Origin of the sequence: Phenylobacterium sp., assembly GCF_041919955.1 — a bacterium.
GTDB lineage: Bacteria > Pseudomonadota > Alphaproteobacteria > Caulobacterales > Caulobacteraceae > Phenylobacterium.
The window spans coordinates 1-22,821 of sequence record NZ_JAYRSU010000030.1; the positions used below are offsets into that span (position 1 = coordinate 1).

Sequence of the window (22,821 nt, forward strand, 5' to 3'; positions counted from 1 at the left end):
CAAGGAAGGCGGCCACGGCGACCTCGTTGGCGGCGTTCATCACCGCAGGCGCGGCCCCACCGGCCGCCAATGCTTCTTTGGCGATCTTCAAGGCGGGAAAACGGCGCAGGTCCGGTTCTTCGAAGGTTAGTTGCCCCGCGGCGGCCAGATCGAGCTTCGGCGCGGGCCACGGCAGGCGATCTGGCCAGGCGAAAGCGCAGGCGATCGGAGTCCGCATGTCCGGTGGGCCGAGCTGGGCCAGGGTCGAGCCGTCGGCATATTCGACGAGGCTGTGAACGATCGACTGCGGATGGACCAGCACGTCGACGCGCTCGGCCGGCATCGAGAAGAGATAGGCGGCCTCGATCATCTCGAGGCCCTTGTTCATCATGGTCGCGGAATCGATCGAGATCTTCACGCCCATGTCCCATTTCGGATGGGCGACCGCTTGCTCCGGCGTCGCATGCGCCATCTGCTCCAGGCTCCAGGTGCGGAACGGGCCGCCGGACGCGGTGAGGATCAGGCGCGCCACATGCTGGGCGTTCATCGGATCCAGCACCTGGAAGATCGCCGAATGCTCGGAATCGACGGGTATCACCGCTCCGCCGGCGAACTTCGCCGTACGCAGCAGCGAGGGGCCGGCGCAGACCAGGCTCTCCTTGTTCGCCAGGGCGACGATGGCGCCGGCCTTCGCCGCGGCCATGGTGGGGGCAAGGCCCGCAAAGCCGACGATCGCCGACATCACCCATTGGGCCTCGCCGGCGGCCGCCTCGGCGACGGCGCTGGCGCCGGCGGCGGTCGCCACTCCCGAGCCCCTCAGCCGGTCGCGCAGTTCGGCGAGCTTGGCCTCATCCTCGATGACCGCGAGCTTGGGGCGCCAGCGTAGGGCTTGCTCGGCCAGCCGCTCGACATTTCGACCTGCGGTGAGCGCGGCGACCTCGACTTCCGCGCGCGCCTTGTCGAGCAGATCGAGGGTGGAGACGCCGACCGAACCGGTCGATCCCAGAACGCTGACGCGGCGAGGCAAGGTCAATGCGCCCATCCCCAATGATTGATGAGCCGGGCCACGGCCAGCACTACGGCGGCGAACATCAGCCCGTCGACGCGGTCCAGCAGGCCGCCGTGACCGGGAATCAGGTCGCCCGAATCCTTCACGCCGAAGCGGCGCTTGAGCATGGATTCCCAGAGGTCGCCCGCCATGGTCGCCAGGCCCGCCACCAGCCCGATCAGAGCGCCTGCCTGCACGCTGAGCACGATGGCGCTGAAGGCCGCCATGGCCGCTCCCGCCCCGGCCGCCGCGGCCAACCCCCCGAAGAAGCCAGACCAGGTCTTGTTGGGCGAGAACCGAGGCCAGAGCTTGGGGCCCTTGAGCGCGCTGCCGACCGCAAACGCGGCGATGTCCGCGGCCCAGGCCACGGCGAACAGCAGCACCGTCCACTGACGCCCCTCAGGCATCCCGCGCAACCAGATGATGCAGACGACCGGAATCGCCAGGTAGATCACGCCAAAGGCCGCGTTGGTGGGCCGCTCCGACACCCCGCGCGCCACCAGCGCAGCAGCAAGAGCCCCGAGCGCCACCGCACCCCAGGCCAGCACCATATGATGCTGGAAGGCGAGAAAGGCGGCCGCCAACACCGCGACAGTCAGGGCCGTGGAGACCCGCACCGGCGCGTTCGGCGCGGTCATTGCGCCCCACTCGATGGCGAGCAGGGCCACTGCGACGGCGACGAGCACGAGGAACAGCCAGCGCAGCCCCGGCATGTCGGCGAACCAGACCGCGCCGAGGACCGCGGGCACGAGAACCGTGGCCGAGGCGACGCGGATGCCCAGATTGGACCAGTCGAAGCGTCTAGCCTGTGGCAAGGACATTATCGGCCACGGCGCCGCCGTAGCGCCGCTCGCGCTTGTGAAACTCTTCGATGGCCGCCCGCAGATGGTCGGCGCCGTAGTCGGGCCAGAGCACGTCCTGGAAGACGAGCTCCGAATACGCGCTCTCCCACAACAGGAAATTGGAGAGGCGCTGTTCGCCGCTGGTGCGGATCACCAGGTCCGGATCCGGAACGCCGCCCGTCGACAGCACCGCGCCCAGCTGATCTTCCGTGATCGCATCGGGCGAAAGGCGGCCAGCGGCGACCTCGGCGGCCAGGGCCTTGGCCGCGTCGACGATGTCCGCACGGCCGCCGTAGTTGAACGCAACCTGCAGGAAGAAGCGGTCGTTATGCGCGGTCTGGCGCTCGGCGCGCTCGACGATCTCGGCGACATCCGGCGGCAGGCCGGCGCGACGGCCGAGGATGCGCACCTTCACGCCTTCCCGCGCCAGCTTCTCGAGGTCGGAGTTCACATAGAGTTTCAGCAGCCGCATGACCTCGGCGACCTCGCCGGCCGGCCGGCGCCAGTTCTCGGTCGAGAAGGCGTAAAGGGTCAGCCAGCGGACGCCCTGGGCGGGCGCCGCCTCGACCACGCGGCGGATCGCATCCACCCCCTTGGGGTGGCCCACCTGCCGCGGCAGGCCGCGACGTTTGGCCCAGCGGCCATTGCCGTCCATCACGATCGCCACGTGCAGTGGCGCGTGCGGCGCGGCCTGCTGTTGATCGCTAGCGGCCATCGGGTTCCCGTTCGTCCTCAACCGAGATCGGCGGACTAAATCTGCATGATCTCTTGTTCTTTGGTTTTCAAGGCTTCGTCGACGCGCTTGATCGTCTCGTCGGTAAACTTCTGCACCTCGCCTTCCATACGGTGCAGCTCGTCCTGGGTGATGACGCTGTCCTTCTCGGCCTTCTTCAGGTCGTCGTTGGCGTCGCGGCGGACGTTGCGAATGGCCACCTTCTGTTGCTCGGCGTACTTGCCCGCCATCTTGGCGATCTCCTTGCGGCGCTCCTCGGTGAGCGGCGGGATCGGGATTCGCAGGCTCTGGCCATCGACGACCGGGTTCAGGCCCAGGCCGGAATTGCGGATGGCCTTCTCGACCGAGACAACCAGACCGCGGTCCCAGATGTTGACGCTGATCGAGCGCGGCTCGGGCACGCTGACGGCGCCGACCTGGTTGATCGGCACGGTCGAGCCGTAGGCCTCGACCATCACCTGGTCCAGCAGGCTGGCCGAAGCGCGGCCTGTGCGCAGGCTGGCGAACTCTTCCTTCAGCGCGGCGAACGCCTTGTCCATGCGGTCCCGGTATTTCGACAGAACCGGCTTTTCCCCAGCAGCCATGGCGATTTCTCCTGGATTTCTCGTGTAACTCTCGTGAAGCGTCAGGCGATGGTCGTAAAGACGCCCTGCCCCTTCAAAACCTTGAGGAAGTTGCCCCGCTCGCGGATCGAAAAGACCACGATCGGGATCTTGTTGTCACGCATCAGGGCGATGGCCGAGGCGTCCATCACCCGCAGGTCCTTGGCCAGGACCTCCTGATAGCTGAGGGTCTCGTAGCGCTGCGCGCTCGGATCCTTCTTCGGATCGGCGGTGTAGACGCCATCCACGCTGGTGCCCTTGAAGAGCGCGTCGCACCCCATCTCGGCCGTACGCAGGGCCGCGGGCGTATCGGTCGTGAAGAACGGGGCGCCCAGGCCAGCGGCGAAGATCACCACCCGGCCTTTCTCCAGGTGCCGCAGGGCGCGGCGGCGGATGTAGGGTTCGCAGACCGCTTCCATCGGGATGGCCGACTGCACGCGGGTGTAGACGCCGATCTTCTCGAGCGCGCCCTGCAGCGCCAGGGCGTTCATCACGGTGGCCAGCATGCCCATGTAATCGGCGTTGGCGCGGTCCATGCCCTTCCCGGCCAGCGATACGCCGCGGAAGATGTTGCCGCCCCCGATCACCAGGCAGAGCTCGATCCCGTGATCGACCACTTCCTTGATGTCCTCGGCGACGGCCTCGATCGTCTTGGTGTCGATGCCGAACAGCGAGTCGCCCATCAGCACCTCGCCCGACATCTTCAAGAGGATTTTCTTGTAGCGGGGCTGTGCGTCGGGCATCGGCGGGTTCCGTCGAGAATCTGGCTGTTACTACATAAACCAAGGGCGCCGTGCGCGTCGAACGCACGGCGCCCCTGGGCCGTTGCTTCGGGCTGAAATCAGCCCTGGCCGGTCATCGACGCCACTTCCGCGGCGAAGTCATCGACCTTCTTTTCCACGCCTTCACCCAGGGCGAAGCGCACGAACGCCTTCACGGCCACCGGCGCGCCCGTTTCCTTGGCGGTTTCGGCGATCAGTTGCTCGATGGTCTGATCCGGGTTCATGACGAAGGGCTGCTTGAGCAGAACCACTTCTTCCTGCCACTTGCGGATCCGGCCTTCGATCATCTTCTCGACGACGGCCAGCGGCTTGCCCGATTCCAGCGCCTGGTCGGTCAGGAACTTCTTTTCCTTCTCGACGGCGGCCGGATCGAGATCGCCCTCGTTCAGAGCCAGCGGCGGAGTCGGGGTGCCGGCGACGTGCAGAGCGATCTTGCGCCCGACTTCTTTCAGCACGGCCTGATCGCCAGCGCCTTCCAGAGCCACGAGCACGCCCAGACGGCCGACGCCTTCGCCCTGCGCGTTGTGCAGGTAGAGGGCCACGGCGCCTTGCTCGACCGACAGACGGGCCGAACGACGCAGACGCATGTTCTCGCCGATGGTCGCGATCAGGTTGGTGATCACGTCGCTGACGACCTCGCCCTTGGCCGTCTTGGCCGCGGTGATGGCGTCAACGCCTTCGATGGTCAGGCCGACGTCCGCGAAGTCGCGGGCGGCGTTCTGGAACAGCTCGTTCTTCGACACGAAGTCGGTCTCGGCGTTCAGCTCGACCAGCACGCCGGTCTTGCCGTCCGCGCTGAGCTTGCCGGCCACCAGGCCTTCGGCCGCGGCGCGGTCAGACTTCTTCGCAGCCTTCGAGAGGCCCTTGGTGCGCAGCCAATCGACGGCCGCTTCCATGTCGCCGTTGTTTTCCTGCAAGGCCTTCTTGCAGTCCATCATGCCAGCGCCGGACTTTTCGCGCAGGTCCTTGACCAGCGCAGCGGTGATCTCCGCCATGGTCAGCTCCTTATCAGTCAGAATGGGTTTGACCGGACCCTGATAGGGCCCGGCCATGATCGTTTGACGTCAAGCTGCGGAACGCCGGAGCGTTCTTAGGCTTGTTGTTGGTCCTCGGCCGAAGCCTCGGCGGCGGGGGCCTCGACGGCCGGGGCCGCTTGCGGCTCCGGCGAAAGCTCTCGGGCCAGGGTCGGCTCGACCGGGGCCACCGAAGCGCCCAGGTCCACGCCGGCGGCCGATTGGCCCGCGGCCAGGCCGTCGAGGACGGCGTCGGCCATCAGATCGCAGTACAGCTGGATCGCGCGGGCGGCGTCGTCGTTGCCCGGGATCGGATAGGTGATGCCGTCCGGATCGCAGTTGGTGTCCAGGATCGCGATGACCGGGATGTTCAGCTTGCGGGCTTCCTGGATCGCGATCGCTTCCTTGTTGGTGTCGATCACGAACATCAGGTCCGGAATGCCGCCCATGTCCTTGATGCCGCCCAGCGACAGCTCGAGCTTGTCGCGCTCGCGCGTCATCTGCAGCAGTTCCTTCTTGCCCCGCCCCTGGCCTTCGCCGTCCAGCAGGCCTTCCAGCTCACGCAGGCGCGCGATCGAGCCAGACACGGTGCGCCAGTTGGTGAGCGTGCCGCCCAGCCAACGGTGGTTCACGTAGTACTGGGCGCTGCGCTTGGCGGCGATGGCCACCGGCTCGGAAGCCTGGCGCTTGGTGCCGACGAACAGCACGCGACCGCCCGAGGCGGCGACTTCGCGCACCTTCACCAGGGCTTGGTGCAGCAGCGGAATCGACTGCGACAGGTCGATGATGTGGATGTTCGACCGCGAACCGAAGATGTAGCGGTCCATCTTCGGGTTCCAGCGATGGGTCTGGTGGCCGAAGTGGGCGCCAGCTTCCAGGAGCTGACGCATGGAGAATTCAGGAAGCGCCATCGGCTTTTCGTCCTTTTTCCGGTTAACCTCCGCAGGCAAACCCCCATCTCTGGGGACCGGAATGGATACGGTGGGATGTCTCCCCATCCGTCGCCAAACACCTGCGTGTGGAATGCGGGGCCAAATAGGGGCTTACGCACGCAAATGCAAGCCCCGACGCCGAGAGGCGCTTGCACGGGACAGCGTTCTCGCTCATCCATAAGCTGCATCGGAGGGGAACATGACACCTATCATGGCGATCGGCTTAGCCCTCCTGGCCCCAGGGCCGCTTCAACCGCACGCCGGCCCGCTGCGGCCTTCGACGGGAACGTTCGGGGCAACGCCGCCTGCGCCACGTCCTTTCTATGCGCCCCCGCCCGCGGAGCCCACGCTGCGGCGCCAGCCGTCCTACACCATCGCCACGCCCCCGCCGCCACGCGCACCCGAGCCCCCGCGGATGCCAGACCCGCCGACGTTCAAGCCCTATCGGCCCTATCAAGGGTCCAGCGTCTATTCGGATCCGCCTAAGCCTCGTGGTTATGTCGACTTCTACAAGCGCTGAAGCCTACTGGCGCACGGCTTCCAGCCGATGGCCATCCGGATCGACCACGAAGGCCGCGTAATAGTCTGGCCCGTAGTGCGGGCGCAGGCCGGGCGGCCCGCAGTCCTTCCCGCCATTGGCCAGCGCCGCGCTATGAAAGGCGTTCACCGCCGCACGGTCCGGCGCATCGAACGCCAGGTGAAAGCCCGGTCCCGGCGGCCGGGCGTCGTCGTGCTGGAACAGATTGAGCTTTTCGCCGCCGCCCGGCGGGCCATACCCCAAGCCCTTCCCCTCCCACAGCCGCACCCAACCGATCGGTGCAAGGACTGCGTCGTAGAAGGCCCGCGCCCTGGCCAGATCCTTCACGCCGAAGGACACATGTCCCAGCATGTCAGATGTCCTCGACGAACATCACTCCCGGGGCCGTCTTCAAGGCGCCGCGCACGGACGCATCCAGGGTAAAGCGGCCCGGCAGCTTCAGCTCCACCTCGCGGCCGCGCTCGACATTGGCCACCAGGATGATCTCCCCGCCCCGCGGGTTGCCGACATTCTCAAGCCGGCGCTTCAGCGCCTCAATCTCTGCGCTGCGCGGCGCGACGTGGACGCGCAACCCGGCCACGGCGTTCTCCACAGCCTTGTCCACAGGCTCCGCGTCGTCGCCGAAGAACCGCACTTCGCCGTCACGAGCCTTGGCGCGGACCTTGATCGCCACCGCCTTGCCTGGCTCGAGCAAATCTCGGCACTTGCGCAGCGATTCAGGCGGGAACAGCACCTCATACTCTCCGGTCGGGTCGGACAGCGTCACAAATGCGAACTTCTCGCCGCTCGATTGCGAGGCGCGTTCCTGCTTGCGGCGCACCACCCCGGCCATGCGGAAGGCCTCGGCCCCCGCCTCGGCCTTGGGGATCACGTCGGCCAGAAGATCGGTGCGGCGGCGGCGCAGCGCCGCGACCATGTCGTCCAGGGGGTGGCCCGACAGGTAGAAGCCCACCGCCGCCAGCTCCTCGTCGAGTCGCTGGACCGGCGTCCAAGGGTCAGCCTTCGGTATGCGCGGCCGCTGCGCCTCGGCCTGGTCGCCCCCGAACAGCGAGCCTTGCGACGAGGCCCGATCCGCGGCGATCGTCTGACCGTAACCGACAAGGACGTCGGCGGCCGCGACCAGCTGTGCGCGGTCCATGCCCAGGCTGTCGAACGCACCGGCACGCGCCAGGGTCTCGAAGGCTCGCTTGTTGACCTGCTTTGGGTCGACGCGCTCGACGAAGTCAAAGATGTCCCGGAACGGGCCGCCTTCCTTGCGAACCTCCACGACGTGCTCCATGGCCTGCAGGCCCACGTTGCGGATGCCGCCCAGCGCGTACAGCACTTCGCCGTTCTCGACCTCGAAGTCGGCTGCGCAGAGGTTCACGTCCGGGCTGCGCACCTTCACCCCGAAGCGCTTGGCGTCCTGGTAGAAGACCGCCAGCTTGTCGGTGTTGGAGATATCGAGGCTCATCGACGCGGCGAAGAACTCGACGGGCGCATTCGCCTTCAGCCAGGCCGTCTGGTACGAGACATAGGCATAGGCGGCCGCGTGGCTCTTGTTGAAACCGTAGCCCGCGAACTTGTCCACGAGATCAAAGATCGCGCCAGCTTGCTGGCCTGGTACGCCCTTGGCCTCCGCGCCCGAGACGAACCGCGCGCGCTGCTGGTCCATCTCCTCTTTCTTCTTCTTGCCCATCGCCCGGCGCAGCAGGTCCGCTTCGCCGAGGCTGTAGCCAGCCAGGATCTGGGCGATCTGCATCACCTGTTCCTGGTAGACGATGATGCCGTAGGTCTCCTTCAGCACCGGCTCCAGGCTCGGGTGCATGTAGTCGATCTCGCGCCGGCCGAACTTGCAGTCGATGAAGGCCGGGATGTTGTCCATCGGACCCGGCCGGTAGAGCGACACCACGGCGGTGACGTCTTCCAGCGAACCCGGCCGCAACTGACGCAGGGTGTCGCGCATGCCCTGGCCTTCCAGCTGGAACACCCCCACGGTGCCCCCGCTGGACATCACTTCGTAGGCGCCCTCGTCATCAAGGGCGACGGTCGAGAAGTCGATGTGCTCGCCGCGCTTGCGCATGAACTTCAGCGCCCGGTCGATGACCGTCAGCGTCTTCAGGCCGAGGAAGTCGAACTTCACCAAGCCCGCGCTCTCGACCCACTTCATGTTGAACTGGGTGGCCGGCAGCTCGGACCGCGGATCGCGATAGAGCGGCGTTAGCTCGGTCAGGGGCCGGTCCCCAATCACCACCCCGGCGGCGTGGGTCGAGGCGTTCCGGTAGAGACCTTCCAGTTGCAGCGCCGTTTCGAGCAGCTGCTTGACCGCCTCGTCCTCTTCCTTGGCCTGCTGCAGGCGCGGCTCGATCTCGATGGCCTTCGCCAGGGTCACCGGGTTGGCTGGATTGGCCGGCACCATCTTGGCCAGGCGGTCGACCAGACCCAGCGGCAGCTGCAGCACCCGGCCGACATCGCGCAGCACGGCGCGCGCCTGCAGGGTGCCGAAGGTGATGATCTGCGCCACGCGGTCGCGGCCGTAATGCTGCTGGACGTAGCTGATGACTTCTTCGCGGCGCTCTTGGCAGAAGTCGATATCGAAGTCGGGCATCGAGACCCGCTCCGGATTCAGAAAGCGCTCGAACAGCAGACCGTAGCGGAGCGGATCCAGGTCGGTGATCGTCAGGGCGTAGGCCACCAGAGAGCCGGCGCCCGACCCCCGCCCCGGTCCGACCGGGATATCGTGAGCCTTGGCCCACTTGATGAAGTCCGAAACGATCAGGAAGTAGCCAGGGAACCCCATCTGGCTGATGATCCCGATCTCGCGCTCCAGCCGCGCCTCGTAGTCCTCGACCGGCAGGGCGCCTGCCTGGCCAGCCGCGATGCGCATCTTCAGCCCCTCTCGGGCCTGGTGCGCCAGTTCGTCGGCCTCTGAGCGGCCGGCGCCGGTGTCGAAGCGCGGCAGGATCGGATTGCGCTTCTTGACCATGAAGGCGCAGCGCCGCGCGATATCCAGGGTGTTGTCGCAGGCTTCCGGCAGGTCGGCGAACAACGCGCGCATGTCGGCGGCCGGCTTGAACCAGTGCTCGGGCGTCACCCGCCGCCGCTCGTCCTGACTGATAAAGGCGCCGTCGGCGATGCACAGGAGCGCCTCATGCGCCTCGTACATCGACGGCTTGGCGAAATAGACGTCGTTGGTGGCGACCAGCGGGATGTCGTGCTCGTAGGCGTAGGCGACGAGACCGCCCTCCGCCGCCGCTTGGGCCGGCAGGCCGTGCCGCTGCAGTTCGATGTAGAAGCGGTCGCCGAACGCCCGCGCCATTTCGGCCAGGGCCGCATCTCCCTCGGCGGTCTTGCCGGCCGCGAACAGCGGATCGACCGGCCCATCGACCCCGCCCGACAGCAGGATCAGGCCATCCGCGTGCTCGGCCACCTTCGACCAGGGGACCGACACATCTTCCGAACCGTCGGATTCCAGGTAGCAGAGCGAAGACAGCTCGCTGAGATTCAGATAGCCCGCCTCGCTCTGGGCCAGCAGCACGATGGTGGGGATCTTGGCCCACCGCTCGCTCTGGCCGCCGCCGATTCCGGTCACGGGCAAGGCGCAACCGACAATGGGCTGGACGCCGGCGTCCTTGGAGGTCACCGAGAATTCCAGCGCGCCGTAGAGATTGGCCCGATCTGTCAGGGCCACCGCCGGCATCTCCGCCGCCTTCGCTAGACCGCTGACCTTCTCGGCCTTGATCGCGCCCTCCAGCAGTGAATAGGCCGAGCGGACCCGCAGGTGGACGAACCCTTCGCTCACCGCCGTCTCGCTCACCTAATCACCTCCGCATGTCAGGCGGCCAACTGGGCCACGGCGCACATCATCCAGACAAACCCTGCGACCGATACAAAGGCCAGCGATTCCCGAGCCAAGCGAACCATCTGCGGCGTCCTCGTTGTGGATGTTCCGTTCTTGTTCTTATTTCTTGTTTTGTTCTCACCGTCAAGCGGTTTGGATTCGCAGCGCAGGTCGCGGCGCTTCGAACCGCTTGTCGCTCGTTGAAGTTCGCTTGGGACGAGCGGCCAGCTAGAGCCGCTGCTCCTCCAGATGGCCGTCTTTCAGGGCGACGACCCGATCCATATGCCTGGCCAGTTCGAGGTTGTGTGTCGCGACCAGGGCCGCGACGCCCTCCTGGCGCGCCAGGGCATAGAGGCTCTCGAACACCGAGGCCGAGGTATGGGGGTCCAGATTGCCGGTCGGCTCGTCGGCCAGCAGCAACCGAGGCGCGTTGGCCAGGGCGCGGGCGATGGCCACCCGCTGCTGCTCGCCGCCGGACATCTGGGCTGGCTGATGATCGACCCGTTCGGCCAAGCCAAGGTTCGACAGAAGACTCGCCGCGCGCGACCGCGCCGCCTTGCGTGCGCGTCCCGCGATCATCTGCGGCAGGGCGACGTTGTCGAGCGCGGTGAACTCCGCCAACAGGTGATGGGCCTGGTAGACGAAGCCGATCGTGGCCAGCCGTACGCGCGTGCGCTGACGGTCGCTCAGGTTGGAGCAGTCGCGCCCCTCGACGACGATCTGGCCCGCGTCGGGGTGTTCCAGCAGCCCGGCCGCGTGCAGCAGCGAGGACTTGCCCGAGCCGGACGGGCCGATCAGTCCGACGATCTCGCCTGGGCGCACGTCGATGTCGACGCCGTTCAACACCGTCAGGGTCTTGTCGCCGCTCTTGTAAGTCCGGCGCAGGCCGCGGATCGAGAGGACCGGATCACTCATAGCGAAGGGCCTCCACCGGATCGAGGCGCGAGGCGCGCCAGGCGGGCGGCAGCGTCGCCAGGAACGACATGGCCAGCGCCCAGAAGGTGATGATCCCCACCTCTCGCCAGTCGATCTTCGCGGGAATGCGGGTCAGGAAGTAGACGTCTGAATTGAAGACCTGGGCGCCGGTGACCCACTCCACGAACTGCTGGATCTCGCCGATGTAGATGCAGAACAGCGATCCGATCGCGAGGCCCGCCAAGGTGCCCAGCACCCCGACCGAGGCGCCGGCCATGAAGAATATCCGCAGGATCGAGCCCTGCCCCGCCCCCATGGTGCGCAGGATGGCGATGTCCCGGCCCTTGTTCTTCACCAGCATGACCAGCCCGGAGATGATGTTCATGGCCGCGATCGCGACCAGCATCATCAGGATCAGGCGCATGACGTTGCGCTCGACCTTGAGCGCGCCCCAATACGCGGCGTTCTTCTCCGTCCAGTCCGTAACCAGGGCCGCGCCGCCGGCGACCCGCGCCACGTCGCCTTTCATCGCGGTCGCCTTGTCCGGATCGGCGATCTTCATTTCCAGATAGTCGACGCCGGTCTCGCGGCCGAAGAACAGTTGGGCCTGCTCGAGCGGCATGTAGATGAAGGCCTGGTCGTACTCGCTCATGCCGACCGTGAAGGTGCCGGCGATGGTGTAGGTCTTGCGCAGGGGCGTGGCGCCGAACGCCGTCGCCCCTCCGGTCGGTGAGACCAGGCTGAGCTCGTCACCCGGTCCGAGGCCCAGGGTCTGGGCCAGCCGGTCGCCGACCAGGATCATGTCGCCGCCGTACTCCCCCTCGCCGAAACCGGCCATGGTTCCACGCGTAATGTTGCCGGAGACGATCTTGGTCGCCTTCAGGTCGGCCGGCGTCACGCCCCGCACGATGGCGCCGCTGATCTGGCCGGCGCCCAATGCCATGGCCTGGGCCTCGACAACCGGCGTCACCTGGATGACGCCCGGAAGATCGGCGAGCCGCTTCACCACGGCGTCGCGGTTGGGATCTGTCAGCACCCCGCCGGTCACGTAGAGGTGTCCGCTAAAGCCGAGGATCCGGCCCAACAGCTCGGCCCGGAAGCCATTCATCACGCTCATGACGATGATCAGCACCGCCACGGCCAGCATGATGCCGATGAACGAGATGATCGATATCAGCGCCACCCCGCCCTGGCTGCGCTTGGCGCGCAGATACCGGGCGGCGACGGAGCGTTCCCATTGTCCGAAAGGCGGGGCGCGCCCGTTCAAGGCCCCGTTGGCGCTCTGCGTGCTCAAGCCCGGACCGCTCCGGCCGAAAGGGGGAAGAAGCTGCGATGCATGCTTTTAGGAAGCGTCCCGCTGATCTCGCGTCGTGATAGCCCGGTTCGTCAGCTTTGCAATGAAAGCTAAGCGAAAAGAAGGCCGCCCAGTCCTGGGCGGCCTTCAAGTGTCGGGGAAAACGCCACGAGCGGACCAAGGTTCCGCCGGTGTCTGGCTCACACGTAACGCAGGTTACGCCGGCCCGACGCGTGGTGTTCGCCGCAGGGCCACACCTTTCCGGCGGCCGCTCAAAACCTGTGCGAAATCGACGCGGCGGCGCCTAATCGGCTATCGCCAGCTGGCCGGCACCTCGGGCAATTGAATGATCTTGAAGTGCAGCACCAGGAACAGGATCACCCACAGCACGGTCGAGATGATCGTGGTGGTCATGAACTTCTTCTTGAGCTTCGGGTCGACCGGCGCGCCCGGATCGCCGCCGTCGCCCTTGTCGATCCCCGCCTCGGCGTGGCTGGTGACGCCGATAGGCAGGACCGAGAACAGCACCGTCCACCAGATGGTCAGATAGATCGCAATGCCAGTGAAGACGCTCATGTGCGGCGTTCCTCGCGAGAGCCGAAACCAGGCGCCGGAACGACGCCTCTCCCGCTCCCTACTCTCAAGAGCGCGCCGATATCAACGCCGCAGATGACCGCGCCGCGACTAGTGCGCGTCCTTCGGGCTTTCCATCAGCTCGACCAGCACCCCGCCCATGTTCTTCGGATGGACGAAGATCACCGGCGTGCCGTGCGCGCCGATCCGCGGCTCGCCCGTGCCCAGCACCGTCGCGCCCTTGGCCCGCATCTCGTCGCGCGCGGCGATGATGTCGGCGACTTCGAAACAGACGTGGTGCTGACCGCCGGCCGGGTTCTTGGCGAGGAAGCCGACCAGCGGCGAATCCTCGCCCAGAGGCTCGATCAGTTCGATCTGGCTGTTAGGCAGGTCGACGAAGCAGACATAGACGCCCTGCTCCGGCATGGCCTTGGTTTCGGTGATATTGGTCGCGCCCAGCACGTCGCGATAGAGCTTCACGGACTCGGCGATGGAGGGGGTGGCGACCCCGACGTGGTTCAGTCTTCCGATCATGCGACCGGTATAGACCCGCTCGCGCGCCCGCGCGAGATCACGCCGGGGAAGGCTTCAGATCCGCAGGACCGTGGTTTCCACGACCGGACGCTTGCCCCAGATGCGCTGGCTGGCCTTCTTTACGGCGCGCGACATCACGGTCTCGACCTCTTCGTCGAACTCGCGCTCCTCGCCCTGCAGGCGGCCCAGGGCTTGGCCCGCCTCCTTGGCCAGGTCTTCCAGCACCTCGTCCATCGGATAGTCCTCGTCCGCCGGCAGACCCAGCGCGCGGACCTGCGGCCCGGCGGCGATCTTGCCGCGACCGTCCAGCACCACGCTGACCGCCAACACGCCGTTGTAGGCGGCGTGGCGGCGCTCGCGCAGGGCGTCGCCGTTCTCGGGCGTCAGCACCCCGGCGTCCACATAGATCCGGCCGGCCGGAACCTCGTCGACAATCTCCGCGCGGCCCGGCGCCAGACGCACCATGTCGCCATTGCGCGGCGCGATCGACTGCGGAATCTGCAGGTCCTTGGCGAAGGCGGCGTGTTCCAGCAGGTGGCGGCGCTCGCCATGGGTCGGCACGGCGATCTGCGGCCGCGCCCAGGCGTACATCTGCGCCAGTTCGTCCCGGCACGGGTGCCCCGAGACGTGGATGCCAGGATGGTCGCGCTCGGTGTAGAGGCGCACCCCGCGGTCGGCGAGCCGGTTCTGCAGGTTGCGGATCGGGATCTCGTTGCCTGGGATGACCCGCGAGGAGAAGACGCAGGCGTCCCCCGCCCCCAGCTTCACATGCGGATGCGAGCCGTCGGCGATGCGCGACAGCGCCGCGCGCGGCTCGCCCTGGCTTCCGGTGCAGAGGAACAGCACCTCGTTCTCAGGCAGCGAGCTGGCCTGTTGTTCGGACAGGAACTCCCGCACGCCTTCCAGAAGACCGACCGATTTGGCGGCCGCGGCCATGCGATGCATCGAGCGGCCCACCAGGCAGACGCCGCGCCCGGCGGCTTCCGCCGCGCGGATCACGCTGTCCATGCGCGCCACGTTCGACGCGAAACAGGCGACCGCCACCTTGCCCGAGAGCCCGCCGATCAGGCCGGCCAGGGCTTCCTTAACATCGGCTTCGGAGCCGGACTCGCCGTCCACGAAGACGTTCGTGGAATCGCAGACCATGGCCAGGACGCCTTCGTCGCCGAGGGCCTTAATGGCTGCGTCGTCGGTCGTGGAGCCCAAGACGGGATCGGGATCGATTTTCCAGTCGCCGGTGTGCAGCACCGTGCCCAGCGGCGTGCGGATCGCCAGCCCGTTCGGCTCGGGGATCGAGTGCGTCAGAGTGATCAACTCGACCTCGAACGGCCCCAGCTGAACCTTGCCGCTCAGCGGGATCTCGGTGATCTCCGCCTCGGCGCACTCCTCGTTCTCGCGCAGTTTTTCGCGCAGCAGGAAGGCGGTGAACGGGGTCGCATAGAGCGGTGCGCGCAGTTGCGGCCACAGCCAGGACACCGCGCCGATGTGGTCCTCATGCGCGTGGGTCAGCACGATGCCGACGATGTCCTTCGCGTAGTCGCGGATGAATTCGGGGTCCGGCAGGATGATCTCGACGCCAGGCGTCGTCTGGTCGCCGAAGGTGACCCCCAAGTCGACCACGATCCACTTGCGCGCATGCGCCGGGCCGTAGCCGTAGAGGTTGAAATTCATGCCGATCTCGTTCGACCCGCCGAGAGGCAGGAAGACGAGCTCGTCTTGGTCTTTTGCTTTCATTACGTCCTTGCCGCCGTGTTCCGGCGGTGAATTTCGAGAAGACCGCGGATCGTCAAATCCGGGTCGAAGTGGTCGATGGACAGGGTCGCCCCATGGAACAGCGAAGCGACGCCGCCGGTTGCGATGACCGTCATCGGTTTGCTGCGTTCGGCCTTGATGCGGGCGATCAGCCCTTCGATGAGGGCGACATAGCCCCAGAACACCCCCGACTGCATCGCCCCGACCGTGTCGGTGCCGACGACCTTCTGCGGTTTCTGGATGGCCACGCGCGGCAGCTTCGCCGCCGCGCTGTGCAACGCTTCCATAGATAGGTTGATGCCGGGCGCGATGACACCCCCCTCGAAACCGCCGTCCGCGGCGATCACGTCGAAGGTGGTGGCGGTGCCGCTGTCGATGACGATCAGATCGCCCGGATAGACGATGTGCGCGCCGAGCGCATTGACCAGGCGGTCGGCCCCCGCCTCGGACGGCTTGTCGATCCGCACCTGGATGCCGAGGTCGGCGTTCTCGCCGATGACCAGAGGCTCCACGTGCAGGTACCGGCGGGCCAGGTTGCGCAGGTTGAAGATCGACTGCGGCACCACGCTGGAGATGATGCACGCGTCCAGCACGCCGAACTGCAGTCCGGCCATGTGCAGCAGTTGCGAGAGCCACACGGCGTATTCGTCAGCGGTGCGGCTGGAGTCGGTCGCCGCGCGCCACTGAGCGATCCAGGCCTCGCCGTCATGGACCGCGAACAGGGTGTTGGTGTTGCCTTGCTCAATGGCCAGCAGCATCTGGACCTCCAAAGAAGACGTCGCCCGCCGTTATCCGCATCACCGCCCCGTCGTCCAGACGCAGCCGCAGCGCTCCGTCGGGATCCAGGCCCTCGGCGATCCCCCGCAGCGTCTGGTTCGGCAGCCGCGCTTCGCAGGGCTGGCCCAGGCCCTGGGCGTTCTCCGTCCAGCCGCGGGCGATCGGCGCAAAGCCCTCTTCGGCCCACAGCGTGCGCCAGTGCTCGAAGCGGGCGGCCAGAATCTCCAGCGCATCCAGCGGCGCGGGCGGCGGACTGGCCATATGCTCGGCGAAGGATGTGGCGGGCCGCTCGACGTCGGTCGGCGCTTCGGCGAGGTTGATGCCGATCCCGACCGCCAGCCAGATGGTCCCGTCGGCGCGCGTCCCGGATTCAATAAGGATGCCCACCGCCTTGCGGCCGTGCACCATCACGTCGTTGGGCCACTTCAGACGGGCCGCGCCGGGGCCGATGCAGGTCAGCGCCAGTTCCGCCGCGGCCAGGGCCGCCACGAACGACAGTTGGGCGGCTTCGACTGGCGGCTTGTCGGTGGTCATCAGCAGCGTGGCGGCCAGGTTGCCGGTGCTGGTCGTCCAGGGTCGTCCACGCCGGCCGTGGCCCGCGGTCTGCGTCAGCGCCGTGATCCAGACGGGGCCGGCCTCCCCTGCCTCAGCGCGTCGCCGCGCCTCGGCGTTGGTGGAGTCCAGTTCGTCGTAGGCTTCGACCGGCGGGTGGCCGGCCACCTAGGAGGCGAGCCCGAACGCGGCCGCCGCGGCCTTCGCCAGCGGATCGATGAAGATCAGCGCGCCCAGCACGACGGGGAAGGAGAATACAGCCGCGCCTATCGCCACGGCCTGAGCCTCGCCCGGCGCCTTGTCGACCCGGCCCGGAGCCGGGTCGAACCACATCACCTTGATCAGGCGCAGGTAGTAGAAGGCCGCGACCACGCTGCCGACCAGGCCGAGCACGGCGGCGGTGACGATCATCGGCTCACCGACGTTCAACGCCGCCTTGAAGACATAAAACTTCGCCCAGAAGCCCGAGAACGGCGGCAGGCCCAGCGCCGACAGCGAGAACGCCGTCATGGCCAGGGCCAGACCCGGGCGCTCCTTGAAGAGCCCGGCCATGTCCTCGATAGTCTCCATCGCCCGACCTTCGCGCGACAGTGCGGTCAGGCAGGCGAAGAAGCCGGTCACGTCGATCATGTAGAGCACCATGAAGACCAGCATGGCCTGCACGCCCTCGGCGTTGCCCGCCGCCAAGCCCAGCACCGCGTAACCGACATTGGCGATCGACGAATAGGCCCACAGGCGCTTGAGGTTCTTCTGCGCCAGGCCCGCGAATGCGCCGACGAAGATCGACAGCAGCGCGATGAGCACCAGCACCTGGCGCCATTGTGCGGCCGCGCCCTCGAAACCTTCCGAAAGGACGCGGGCCAGCAGCACCATGGCCGCCAGCTTCGGCGCGCCTGCGAAGAAGGCCACGACCGGGGTCGGGGCGCCCTCGTAGACGTCCGGGGTCCACATGTGGAACGGCGCGGCGGAGACCTTGAAGGCCAGACCGCAGATCACGAACACCAGGCCGAACAGCACGCCGGTGCCCGCGCCCGACTGAACCACGACCGCGATCTCGTCGAACTTGGTCGAGCCGGCGAAGCCGTAGACCAGCGAGGCGCCGTAGAGCAGCAGGCCCGAGGAGAGCGCGCCGAGCACGAAGTACTTCAGGCCCGCTTCCGACGCCTTGGCGTTGTCGCGGTGCATCGCGGCCAGGACGTAGAGCGCCAACGAGTGCAGCTCGACGCCCATATAGAGCGAGATCAGGTCACCGGCCGAGGCCATCATACCCATGCCGAGCGCCGCCAGCAGCACCAGGATTGGGAACTCGAAGTTGCGGATCGCCTTGCGCTCGAACCACTTCTGGCCGAGCAGAATGGCGATGGCGCTGGCGATGTAGATCGCCACCTTGGCGAAGGCCGAGGCGTTGTCGGAGATCATGCCGCCGGAGAAGCCGCGACCGATCGGGCCGACGGCCGCGGCCCAGGCGGCCACCAGCAGCGCGGCGATCGAGGCCAGCATCAGGGCCGTGGTGGCGCGCGGCGCGAAGGCGCCGATCACCAGCAGGCCGAGCGCGCCGACGGCGAGGATCAGTTCAGGCGCGGCGAGCGCGAGGTCTTGAGAAAAGGTCATGTGACTTTTAGGTCCTCACCCGCCGATGGCCGCTTTGTAGGCCGCAGCGAGGCTGTCGACCGAAGCTTGGGTCAGATCGAAGACGGCGGCCGGATAGACGCCGAGGTACAGGGTCATGGCGATGAGGGGCGCGAAGATCGCCACCTCGCGCCAGTCCAGATCGGTGATGTCGGCCAGCTTTGGATTGGTCATCTCGCCAAACACCACGCGACGGTAGAGGGTCAAGGCGTAGACCGCCGAGAAGATCACCCCCGAGGCCGCGACGACCGCCGTCCAGGTGGAGACATGATAGGCGCCGGTCATGGTGGTGATTTCACCGATGAAGCCCGAGGTGCCCGGCAGGCCGACATTGCCCATGGTGAAGAGCATGAAGGTCGCTGCGTACCAGGGCATACGGTTCACCAGGCCGCCGTAGAAGGCGATCTCGCGGGTGTGCATGCGGTCGTAGACCACCCCGACGCAGAGGAAGAGCGCGCCCGAGATCACCCCGTGGCTCAGCATCTGGAAGATCGCGCCCTGCACGCCGACGTCGTTGCCGGCGAAGATGCCCATGGTCACGAAGCCCATGTGCGCGACGGACGAATAGGCGATCAGCTTCTTGATGTCGGTCTGACGGAAGGCGACCAGCGAGGTGTAGACCACCGCAATCACGCTGAGGGCGAAGACCAGCGGCGTGAAGTAGTCCGACGCGATCGGGAACATCGGCAGCGAGAAGCGCAGGAAGCCGTAGCCGCCCATCTTCAGCAGGATGCCCGCCAGGATGACCGAGCCGGCGGTCGGCGCCTCGACGTGAGCGTCGGGAAGCCAGGTGTGGACCGGCCACATTGGCATCTTCACCGCGAACGAGGCGAAGAAGGCCAGCCACAGCCAGGTCTGCAAGTGGGCGTCGAACTTGTAGGTCATCAGTTCGGGGATCGACGAGGTGCCGGCCACGCCGATCATCACCAGGATCGCCGCCAGCATCAGCACCGAGCCGAGCAGGGTGTAGAGGAAGAACTTGTAGGCCGCGTAGACCCGGTTCTTGCCGCCCCAGATGCCGATGATCAGGAACATCGGAACCAGACCGAACTCGAAGAACAGGTAGAACAGCACCAGGTCGAGCGCGCAGAACACGCCGATGACCAGGGTCTCGAGCACCAGGAACGCGACCATGTATTCCGGTACGCGCTTTTCGATCGAGTTCCACGACGCCGCGATACAGATCGGCATGAGGAACGCGGTCAGCAGCACGAACAGGATCGAGATGCCGTCCACGCCCATGCGGTAGTGCAGGCCCGCGAACCAGGCATGGTCTTCCAGGAACTGGAAGCCCGGGTTCGACGGATCGTACTGGCCGACCAGCAGCAGCGAGAGGCCGAAGGTCGCCAAAGTGGTGACGAACGCGATCCATTTGACCGCGTTCACGGCCTTGGGATCGTCCGACGGCCGCGAGGCGCGGAGCAACAGGATGGCCGCCACGCCGATCAACGGCGTGAAGGTCGTCAGGGAGAGAATACCGGTCATGGGATCGTCCCCCTCCCCTTAAGCCCAGGCCCAGAGCGCATAGGACAACAGTCCCGCCACGCCGAGCAGCATCACGAATGCATAGTGGTAGACATAGCCGCTCTGCAGCCGCCCGGCGCCGCGGCCGACCGCATAGGACGTGGCCGCAACCCCGTTGGGGCCGAGACCGTCGATGATCTTCTGGTCGCCCCCCTTCCAGAACAGGTCGCCCAGGAACTTGGTCGCCCGCACGAAGGTGGCGTCATAGATCTCGTCGAAGAACCACTTGTTGTAGAGGAAGGTCCACAGCGGGCCCTTCCGCGCGGCGATCGCCGCGCCGAGGCCTTCACGCATGATGTAGACGTAGAAGGCGCCGACGAAGCCGAGCGCAGAGACCACCAACGGAGCCCACTTCACCCAGGTCGGCGAATGGTGGGCGTGCTCCAGCACGTGGTTGTTCGCGCCGTTGAAGATCGCACCGCGCCAGAACTCCTTCCAGCCCTCGCCCACGAAGTGGTCGACGAAGACGAAGCCGGCGGCGACCGCGCCGAAGGCGAGCAGCAGCAGCGGCAGCAGCATCACCCACGGGCTCTCGTGCGGCTTGTGATCGTGGCCGTGACCATGGTCGTCGTGGCCGTGCGCGTCCGCGTGGGCGCCGTCGGCGTGGGCGTGATCGTCATGGCCGTGCGCATGGTCGTCGTGATGGCCCCATTTGGCCGTGCCGTGGAAGGTCATGAAGGCCAGCCGCCACGAGTAGAAGGCCGTCAGGCCGGCGGCGAAGACGCCGACCACGAAGGCGAAGTAAGCAGGACCGCCGAACTCGTGACCCGCCGCGAAGGCGCTCTCGATGATGGTGTCCTTCGAATAGAAGCCGGCGAAGCCGAGGTGCAGGTTCGGCAGACCGAAGCCGGTGATGGCCAGGGTGCCGATGGTCATGACCGCATAGGTGACCGGCAGGTACTTCCACAGGCCGCCCATGCGCCGCATGTCCTGCTCGTGGTGCATGCCGTGAATCACCGAGCCGGCGCCCAGGAACAGCAGCGCCTTGAAGAAGGCGTGAGTGAACAGGTGGAACATGGCCGCCTGGTAGGCGCCGACGCCCGCGGCGAAGAACATGTAGCCGAGCTGCGAGCAGGTCGAATAGGCGATGACCCGCTTGATGTCGTTCTGAGCGAGGCCGACGGTCGCGGCGAAGAGGGCCGTGACCGCGCCGATCATGGTCACGATCTGCTTTGCGACCGGCGCGTATTCGAACATCGGCGAGAGCAGGCAGACCATGTATACGCCCGCGGTCACCATGGTCGCGGCGTGGATCAGCGCCGACACCGGGGTCGGGCCTTCCATCGCGTCGGGCAGCCAGGTGTGCAGGAAGAACTGGGCCGACTTGCCCATGGCGCCGACGAACAGCAGCGCGCAGGCCAGGTCGACCGCGCTCCAGTAGGCGCCCGCGAACCACCAGGTCTTGCCGGCCATGGCCGCGACCTTGGGGAACACCTCGGCGAACTGGATCGAGCCGAACATCCAGAAAACGGTCATGATGCCGAGCGCGAAGCCGAAGTCGCCGACGCGGTTGACCACGAAGGCCTTGATCGAGGCCGCGTTGGCGCTGGGCTTCTTGAACCAGAAGCCGATCAGCAGATAGCTCGCCAGGCCCACGCCTTCCCAGCCGAAGAACAGCTGCATGAAGTCGGCCGCGGTCACCAGGGCCAGCATGGCGAAGGTGAACAGCGACAGGTAGGCGAAGAAGCGCGGCTTGGAGTCGTCCTCGGCCATGTAGCCCCACGAATAAACGTGGACGAGCGAGGAGACGCTGGTGACGACCACCAGCATGACCGCCGACAGGCCGTCGAGCCGGATCGACCAGTTCGACTGGAAATCGCCGATGTTGATGAACGGCAGCAGTTGGAGCGTGAACGGCTCGAGGCCGCCCCAGGTCCACTTGGCGAAGATGGTCCACGACAGCGCCGCGGCCAGCAGCAGCAGGCCGGTCGTCACGCTCTGCGAGGCGACGTTGCCGATGCGGCGGCCGAACAGGCCGGCGACGATCGCCCCCAACAGCGGGGCGAAGACGAGGATGGTGATCAGGGACTGCGGGGTCATGTCTTGGTCCGTCAGCCCTTCATCATCGAGGCGTCGTCCACGGCGATGTCGCCGCGGTTACGGAAGAAGGTGACAAGAATGGCGAGGCCCACGGCCGCCTCGGCGGCGGCCACGGTCAGGACGAACATGGCGTAGATCTGCCCCACCACGTCGTGGAGATAGACCGAGAACGCCACCAGGTTGATGTTCACCGCGAGCAGGATCAGCTCGACCGACATCAGGATGACGATGATGTTCTTGCGGTTCACGAAGATCCCGAACACCCCGATGGTGAACAGGATCGCGGCCACCGCGAGATAATGGGTGAGCCCGATGATCATTGCTCGATCCCCTGCCCCGGCTTGATCTGGACGACACGCATGCCGGTCTTCGGCGTACGAGCCACCTGGTCGACGATCGACTGGCGGCGCACGCCCGGCTTGTGGCGCAGGGTCAGCACGATGGCGCCGATCATGGCGACCAGCAGCACCAGCCCCGCGGCTTGGAAGAAGTAGACGTAGTCGGTGTAAAGCACCCGGCCGATCGTCTCGATGTTGCTCGCGTCGGTATGGACCTGCGGGCCATCGGCCTTCGGAACCCCGCCGGTCGCGGCGGCCGTGGCGACCACGATCATCTCGACCGCCAGGATGCCGGCGACCAGGCCTCCGAGCGGCATGTACCGCGCGAAGCCCTGCCGCAGGGCGGCGAAGTCGACGTCGAGCATCATGACGACGAAGAGGAACAGCACCGCGACCGCGCCGACATAGACGACGACCAGCAGCATCGCGAGGAACTCCGCGCCCATGGTCACGAAGAGGCCTGCGGCCGAGAAGAAGCTGAGGATCAGGAACAGCACCGAGTGCACCGGATTTCGGGAGGAAACCACCCCGAACCCTGCGCCCACGGTCACCGCCGCCAGCAGATAGAATGCGATCGCCAAGGCCATGACGGCTTTTCTCAGCC

At 66.6% G+C, this 22,821-nt stretch carries 22 protein-coding genes; all 22 read right to left on the bottom strand.

The annotated features are described in order from the left end of the window. Positions 1 to 1,021, bottom strand: a 1,021-nt coding sequence (dxr, locus tag ACE3T2_RS19075) for a 1-deoxy-D-xylulose-5-phosphate reductoisomerase (protein WP_374660274.1), incomplete at its 3' end; no start/stop codon positions are given. Then, positions 1,009 to 1,848, bottom strand: a complete 840-nt coding sequence (locus tag ACE3T2_RS19080) for a phosphatidate cytidylyltransferase (RefSeq protein ID WP_374660276.1) — start codon at positions 1,846 to 1,848, stop codon at positions 1,009 to 1,011. The genes dxr and ACE3T2_RS19080, both read right to left, overlap by 13 nt. Continuing rightward, on the bottom strand, positions 1,829 to 2,584 hold the full coding sequence (locus tag ACE3T2_RS19085) for an isoprenyl transferase (RefSeq protein ID WP_374660278.1): 756 nt from the start codon (positions 2,582 to 2,584) through the stop codon (positions 1,829 to 1,831). The genes ACE3T2_RS19080 and ACE3T2_RS19085 overlap by 20 nt, the downstream gene beginning before the upstream one ends. Before the next feature lie 35 nt (positions 2,585 to 2,619). After that, positions 2,620 to 3,186, bottom strand: coding sequence for a ribosome recycling factor (gene frr, locus ACE3T2_RS19090; RefSeq protein WP_374660280.1), 567 nt, complete (start codon positions 3,184 to 3,186; stop codon positions 2,620 to 2,622). A 41-nt stretch (positions 3,187 to 3,227) separates the two neighbouring features. After that, positions 3,228 to 3,947: a UMP kinase gene (pyrH, locus tag ACE3T2_RS19095; protein ID WP_374660282.1), complete on the bottom strand. Its 720-nt coding sequence runs from the start codon at positions 3,945 to 3,947 to the stop codon at positions 3,228 to 3,230. Between the two features lie 98 nt (positions 3,948 to 4,045). Beyond that, the gene (gene tsf / locus ACE3T2_RS19100) at positions 4,046 to 4,981 is read right to left on the bottom strand and encodes a translation elongation factor Ts (protein ID WP_374660284.1); all 936 of its coding nucleotides are present in this window, start codon (positions 4,979 to 4,981) and stop codon (positions 4,046 to 4,048) included. Positions 4,982 to 5,076: 95 nt separating this feature from the next. Beyond that, positions 5,077 to 5,910, bottom strand: a complete 834-nt coding sequence (gene rpsB, locus ACE3T2_RS19105; protein ID WP_374660286.1) for a 30S ribosomal protein S2 — start codon at positions 5,908 to 5,910, stop codon at positions 5,077 to 5,079. 544 nt (positions 5,911 to 6,454) lie between these two features. Beyond that, complete coding sequence (locus ACE3T2_RS19110) at positions 6,455 to 6,820, bottom strand: VOC family protein (protein WP_374660288.1); 366 nt, start codon at positions 6,818 to 6,820, stop codon at positions 6,455 to 6,457. A gap of 1 nt (position 6,821) precedes the next feature. Then, entirely contained in the window at positions 6,822 to 10,265 is a 3,444-nt protein-coding gene (gene dnaE, locus ACE3T2_RS19115; RefSeq protein ID WP_374660290.1) for a DNA polymerase III subunit alpha, read from the bottom strand. Positions 10,266 to 10,282: 17 nt separating this feature from the next. Then, positions 10,283 to 10,372, bottom strand: a complete 90-nt coding sequence (gene sidA, locus ACE3T2_RS19120) for a cell division inhibitor SidA (protein ID WP_082531887.1) — start codon at positions 10,370 to 10,372, stop codon at positions 10,283 to 10,285. Between the two features lie 145 nt (positions 10,373 to 10,517). Next, complete coding sequence (locus ACE3T2_RS19125) at positions 10,518 to 11,204, bottom strand: ABC transporter ATP-binding protein (RefSeq protein ID WP_374660292.1); 687 nt, start codon at positions 11,202 to 11,204, stop codon at positions 10,518 to 10,520. Then, entirely contained in the window at positions 11,197 to 12,498 is a 1,302-nt protein-coding gene (locus ACE3T2_RS19130; RefSeq protein WP_374660294.1) for a lipoprotein-releasing ABC transporter permease subunit, read from the bottom strand. Before ACE3T2_RS19130 ends, ACE3T2_RS19125 begins: the two co-directional genes overlap by 8 nt. A 312-nt stretch (positions 12,499 to 12,810) precedes the next feature. Beyond that, the gene (locus ACE3T2_RS19135) at positions 12,811 to 13,074 is read right to left on the bottom strand and encodes a DUF1467 family protein (protein ID WP_374660296.1); all 264 of its coding nucleotides are present in this window, start codon (positions 13,072 to 13,074) and stop codon (positions 12,811 to 12,813) included. A gap of 108 nt (positions 13,075 to 13,182) precedes the next feature. After that, on the bottom strand, positions 13,183 to 13,605 hold the full coding sequence (mce, locus tag ACE3T2_RS19140) for a methylmalonyl-CoA epimerase (protein ID WP_374660298.1): 423 nt from the start codon (positions 13,603 to 13,605) through the stop codon (positions 13,183 to 13,185). A 54-nt stretch (positions 13,606 to 13,659) separates the two neighbouring features. Then, positions 13,660 to 15,339 carry a ribonuclease J gene (locus tag ACE3T2_RS19145; RefSeq protein WP_374660300.1) on the bottom strand — a complete coding sequence of 560 codons (1,680 nt, stop codon included), beginning with the start codon at positions 15,337 to 15,339 and terminating at the stop codon, positions 13,660 to 13,662. Beyond that, positions 15,339 to 16,115: a type III pantothenate kinase gene (locus ACE3T2_RS19150; RefSeq protein WP_374660302.1), complete on the bottom strand. Its 777-nt coding sequence runs from the start codon at positions 16,113 to 16,115 to the stop codon at positions 15,339 to 15,341. Before ACE3T2_RS19150 ends, ACE3T2_RS19145 begins: the two co-directional genes overlap by 1 nt. After that, positions 16,099 to 16,854, bottom strand: a complete 756-nt coding sequence (locus ACE3T2_RS19155; RefSeq protein WP_374660304.1) for a biotin--[acetyl-CoA-carboxylase] ligase — start codon at positions 16,852 to 16,854, stop codon at positions 16,099 to 16,101. Before ACE3T2_RS19155 ends, ACE3T2_RS19150 begins: the two co-directional genes overlap by 17 nt. Next, positions 16,855 to 18,297 carry an NADH-quinone oxidoreductase subunit NuoN gene (gene nuoN, locus ACE3T2_RS19160; protein WP_374660306.1) on the bottom strand — a complete coding sequence of 481 codons (1,443 nt, stop codon included), beginning with the start codon at positions 18,295 to 18,297 and terminating at the stop codon, positions 16,855 to 16,857. It abuts the gene before it with no gap. Between the two features lie 15 nt (positions 18,298 to 18,312). Continuing rightward, positions 18,313 to 19,800 (bottom strand): NADH-quinone oxidoreductase subunit M, encoded by a 1,488-nt coding sequence (locus ACE3T2_RS19165; RefSeq protein WP_374660308.1) that lies wholly within the window; start codon positions 19,798 to 19,800, stop codon positions 18,313 to 18,315. Between the two features lie 18 nt (positions 19,801 to 19,818). Then, positions 19,819 to 21,879, bottom strand: coding sequence for an NADH-quinone oxidoreductase subunit L (gene nuoL, locus ACE3T2_RS19170; RefSeq protein WP_374660310.1), 2,061 nt, complete (start codon positions 21,877 to 21,879; stop codon positions 19,819 to 19,821). An 11-nt stretch (positions 21,880 to 21,890) separates the two neighbouring features. Then, positions 21,891 to 22,196, bottom strand: a complete 306-nt coding sequence (gene nuoK / locus ACE3T2_RS19175) for an NADH-quinone oxidoreductase subunit NuoK (RefSeq protein ID WP_374660354.1) — start codon at positions 22,194 to 22,196, stop codon at positions 21,891 to 21,893. Then, the gene (locus ACE3T2_RS19180) at positions 22,196 to 22,804 is read right to left on the bottom strand and encodes an NADH-quinone oxidoreductase subunit J (protein WP_374660312.1); all 609 of its coding nucleotides are present in this window, start codon (positions 22,802 to 22,804) and stop codon (positions 22,196 to 22,198) included. Before ACE3T2_RS19180 ends, nuoK begins: the two co-directional genes overlap by 1 nt. Positions 22,805 to 22,821: the final 17 nt, after the last annotated feature.

Excerpts from the sequence above, each read along its gene's own strand:
- ACE3T2_RS19080 (WP_374660276.1), bottom strand. The coding sequence starts at position 1,848 with ATGTCCTTGCCACAGGCTAGACGCTTCGACTGGTCCAATCTGGGCATC.
- ACE3T2_RS19085 (WP_374660278.1), bottom strand. The coding sequence starts at position 2,584 with ATGGCCGCTAGCGATCAACAGCAGGCCGCGCCGCACGCGCCACTGCAC.
- frr (WP_374660280.1), bottom strand. The coding sequence starts at position 3,186 with ATGGCTGCTGGGGAAAAGCCGGTTCTGTCGAAATACCGGGACCGCATG.
- pyrH (WP_374660282.1), bottom strand. The coding sequence starts at position 3,947 with ATGCCCGACGCACAGCCCCGCTACAAGAAAATCCTCTTGAAGATGTCG.
- tsf (WP_374660284.1), bottom strand. The coding sequence starts at position 4,981 with ATGGCGGAGATCACCGCTGCGCTGGTCAAGGACCTGCGCGAAAAGTCC.
- rpsB (WP_374660286.1), bottom strand. The coding sequence starts at position 5,910 with ATGGCGCTTCCTGAATTCTCCATGCGTCAGCTCCTGGAAGCTGGCGCC.
- ACE3T2_RS19110 (WP_374660288.1), bottom strand. The coding sequence starts at position 6,820 with ATGCTGGGACATGTGTCCTTCGGCGTGAAGGATCTGGCCAGGGCGCGG.
- sidA (WP_082531887.1), bottom strand. The coding sequence starts at position 10,372 with ATGGTTCGCTTGGCTCGGGAATCGCTGGCCTTTGTATCGGTCGCAGGG.
- ACE3T2_RS19125 (WP_374660292.1), bottom strand. The coding sequence starts at position 11,204 with ATGAGTGATCCGGTCCTCTCGATCCGCGGCCTGCGCCGGACTTACAAG.
- ACE3T2_RS19135 (WP_374660296.1), bottom strand. The coding sequence starts at position 13,074 with ATGAGCGTCTTCACTGGCATTGCGATCTATCTGACCATCTGGTGGACG.
- mce (WP_374660298.1), bottom strand. The coding sequence starts at position 13,605 with ATGATCGGAAGACTGAACCACGTCGGGGTCGCCACCCCCTCCATCGCC.
- ACE3T2_RS19145 (WP_374660300.1), bottom strand. The coding sequence starts at position 15,339 with ATGAAAGCAAAAGACCAAGACGAGCTCGTCTTCCTGCCTCTCGGCGGG.
- ACE3T2_RS19150 (WP_374660302.1), bottom strand. The coding sequence starts at position 16,115 with ATGCTGCTGGCCATTGAGCAAGGCAACACCAACACCCTGTTCGCGGTC.
- nuoN (WP_374660306.1), bottom strand. The coding sequence starts at position 18,297 with ATGACCTTTTCTCAAGACCTCGCGCTCGCCGCGCCTGAACTGATCCTC.
- ACE3T2_RS19165 (WP_374660308.1), bottom strand. The coding sequence starts at position 19,800 with ATGACCGGTATTCTCTCCCTGACGACCTTCACGCCGTTGATCGGCGTG.
- nuoL (WP_374660310.1), bottom strand. The coding sequence starts at position 21,879 with ATGACCCCGCAGTCCCTGATCACCATCCTCGTCTTCGCCCCGCTGTTG.
- ACE3T2_RS19180 (WP_374660312.1), bottom strand. The coding sequence starts at position 22,804 with ATGGCCTTGGCGATCGCATTCTATCTGCTGGCGGCGGTGACCGTGGGC.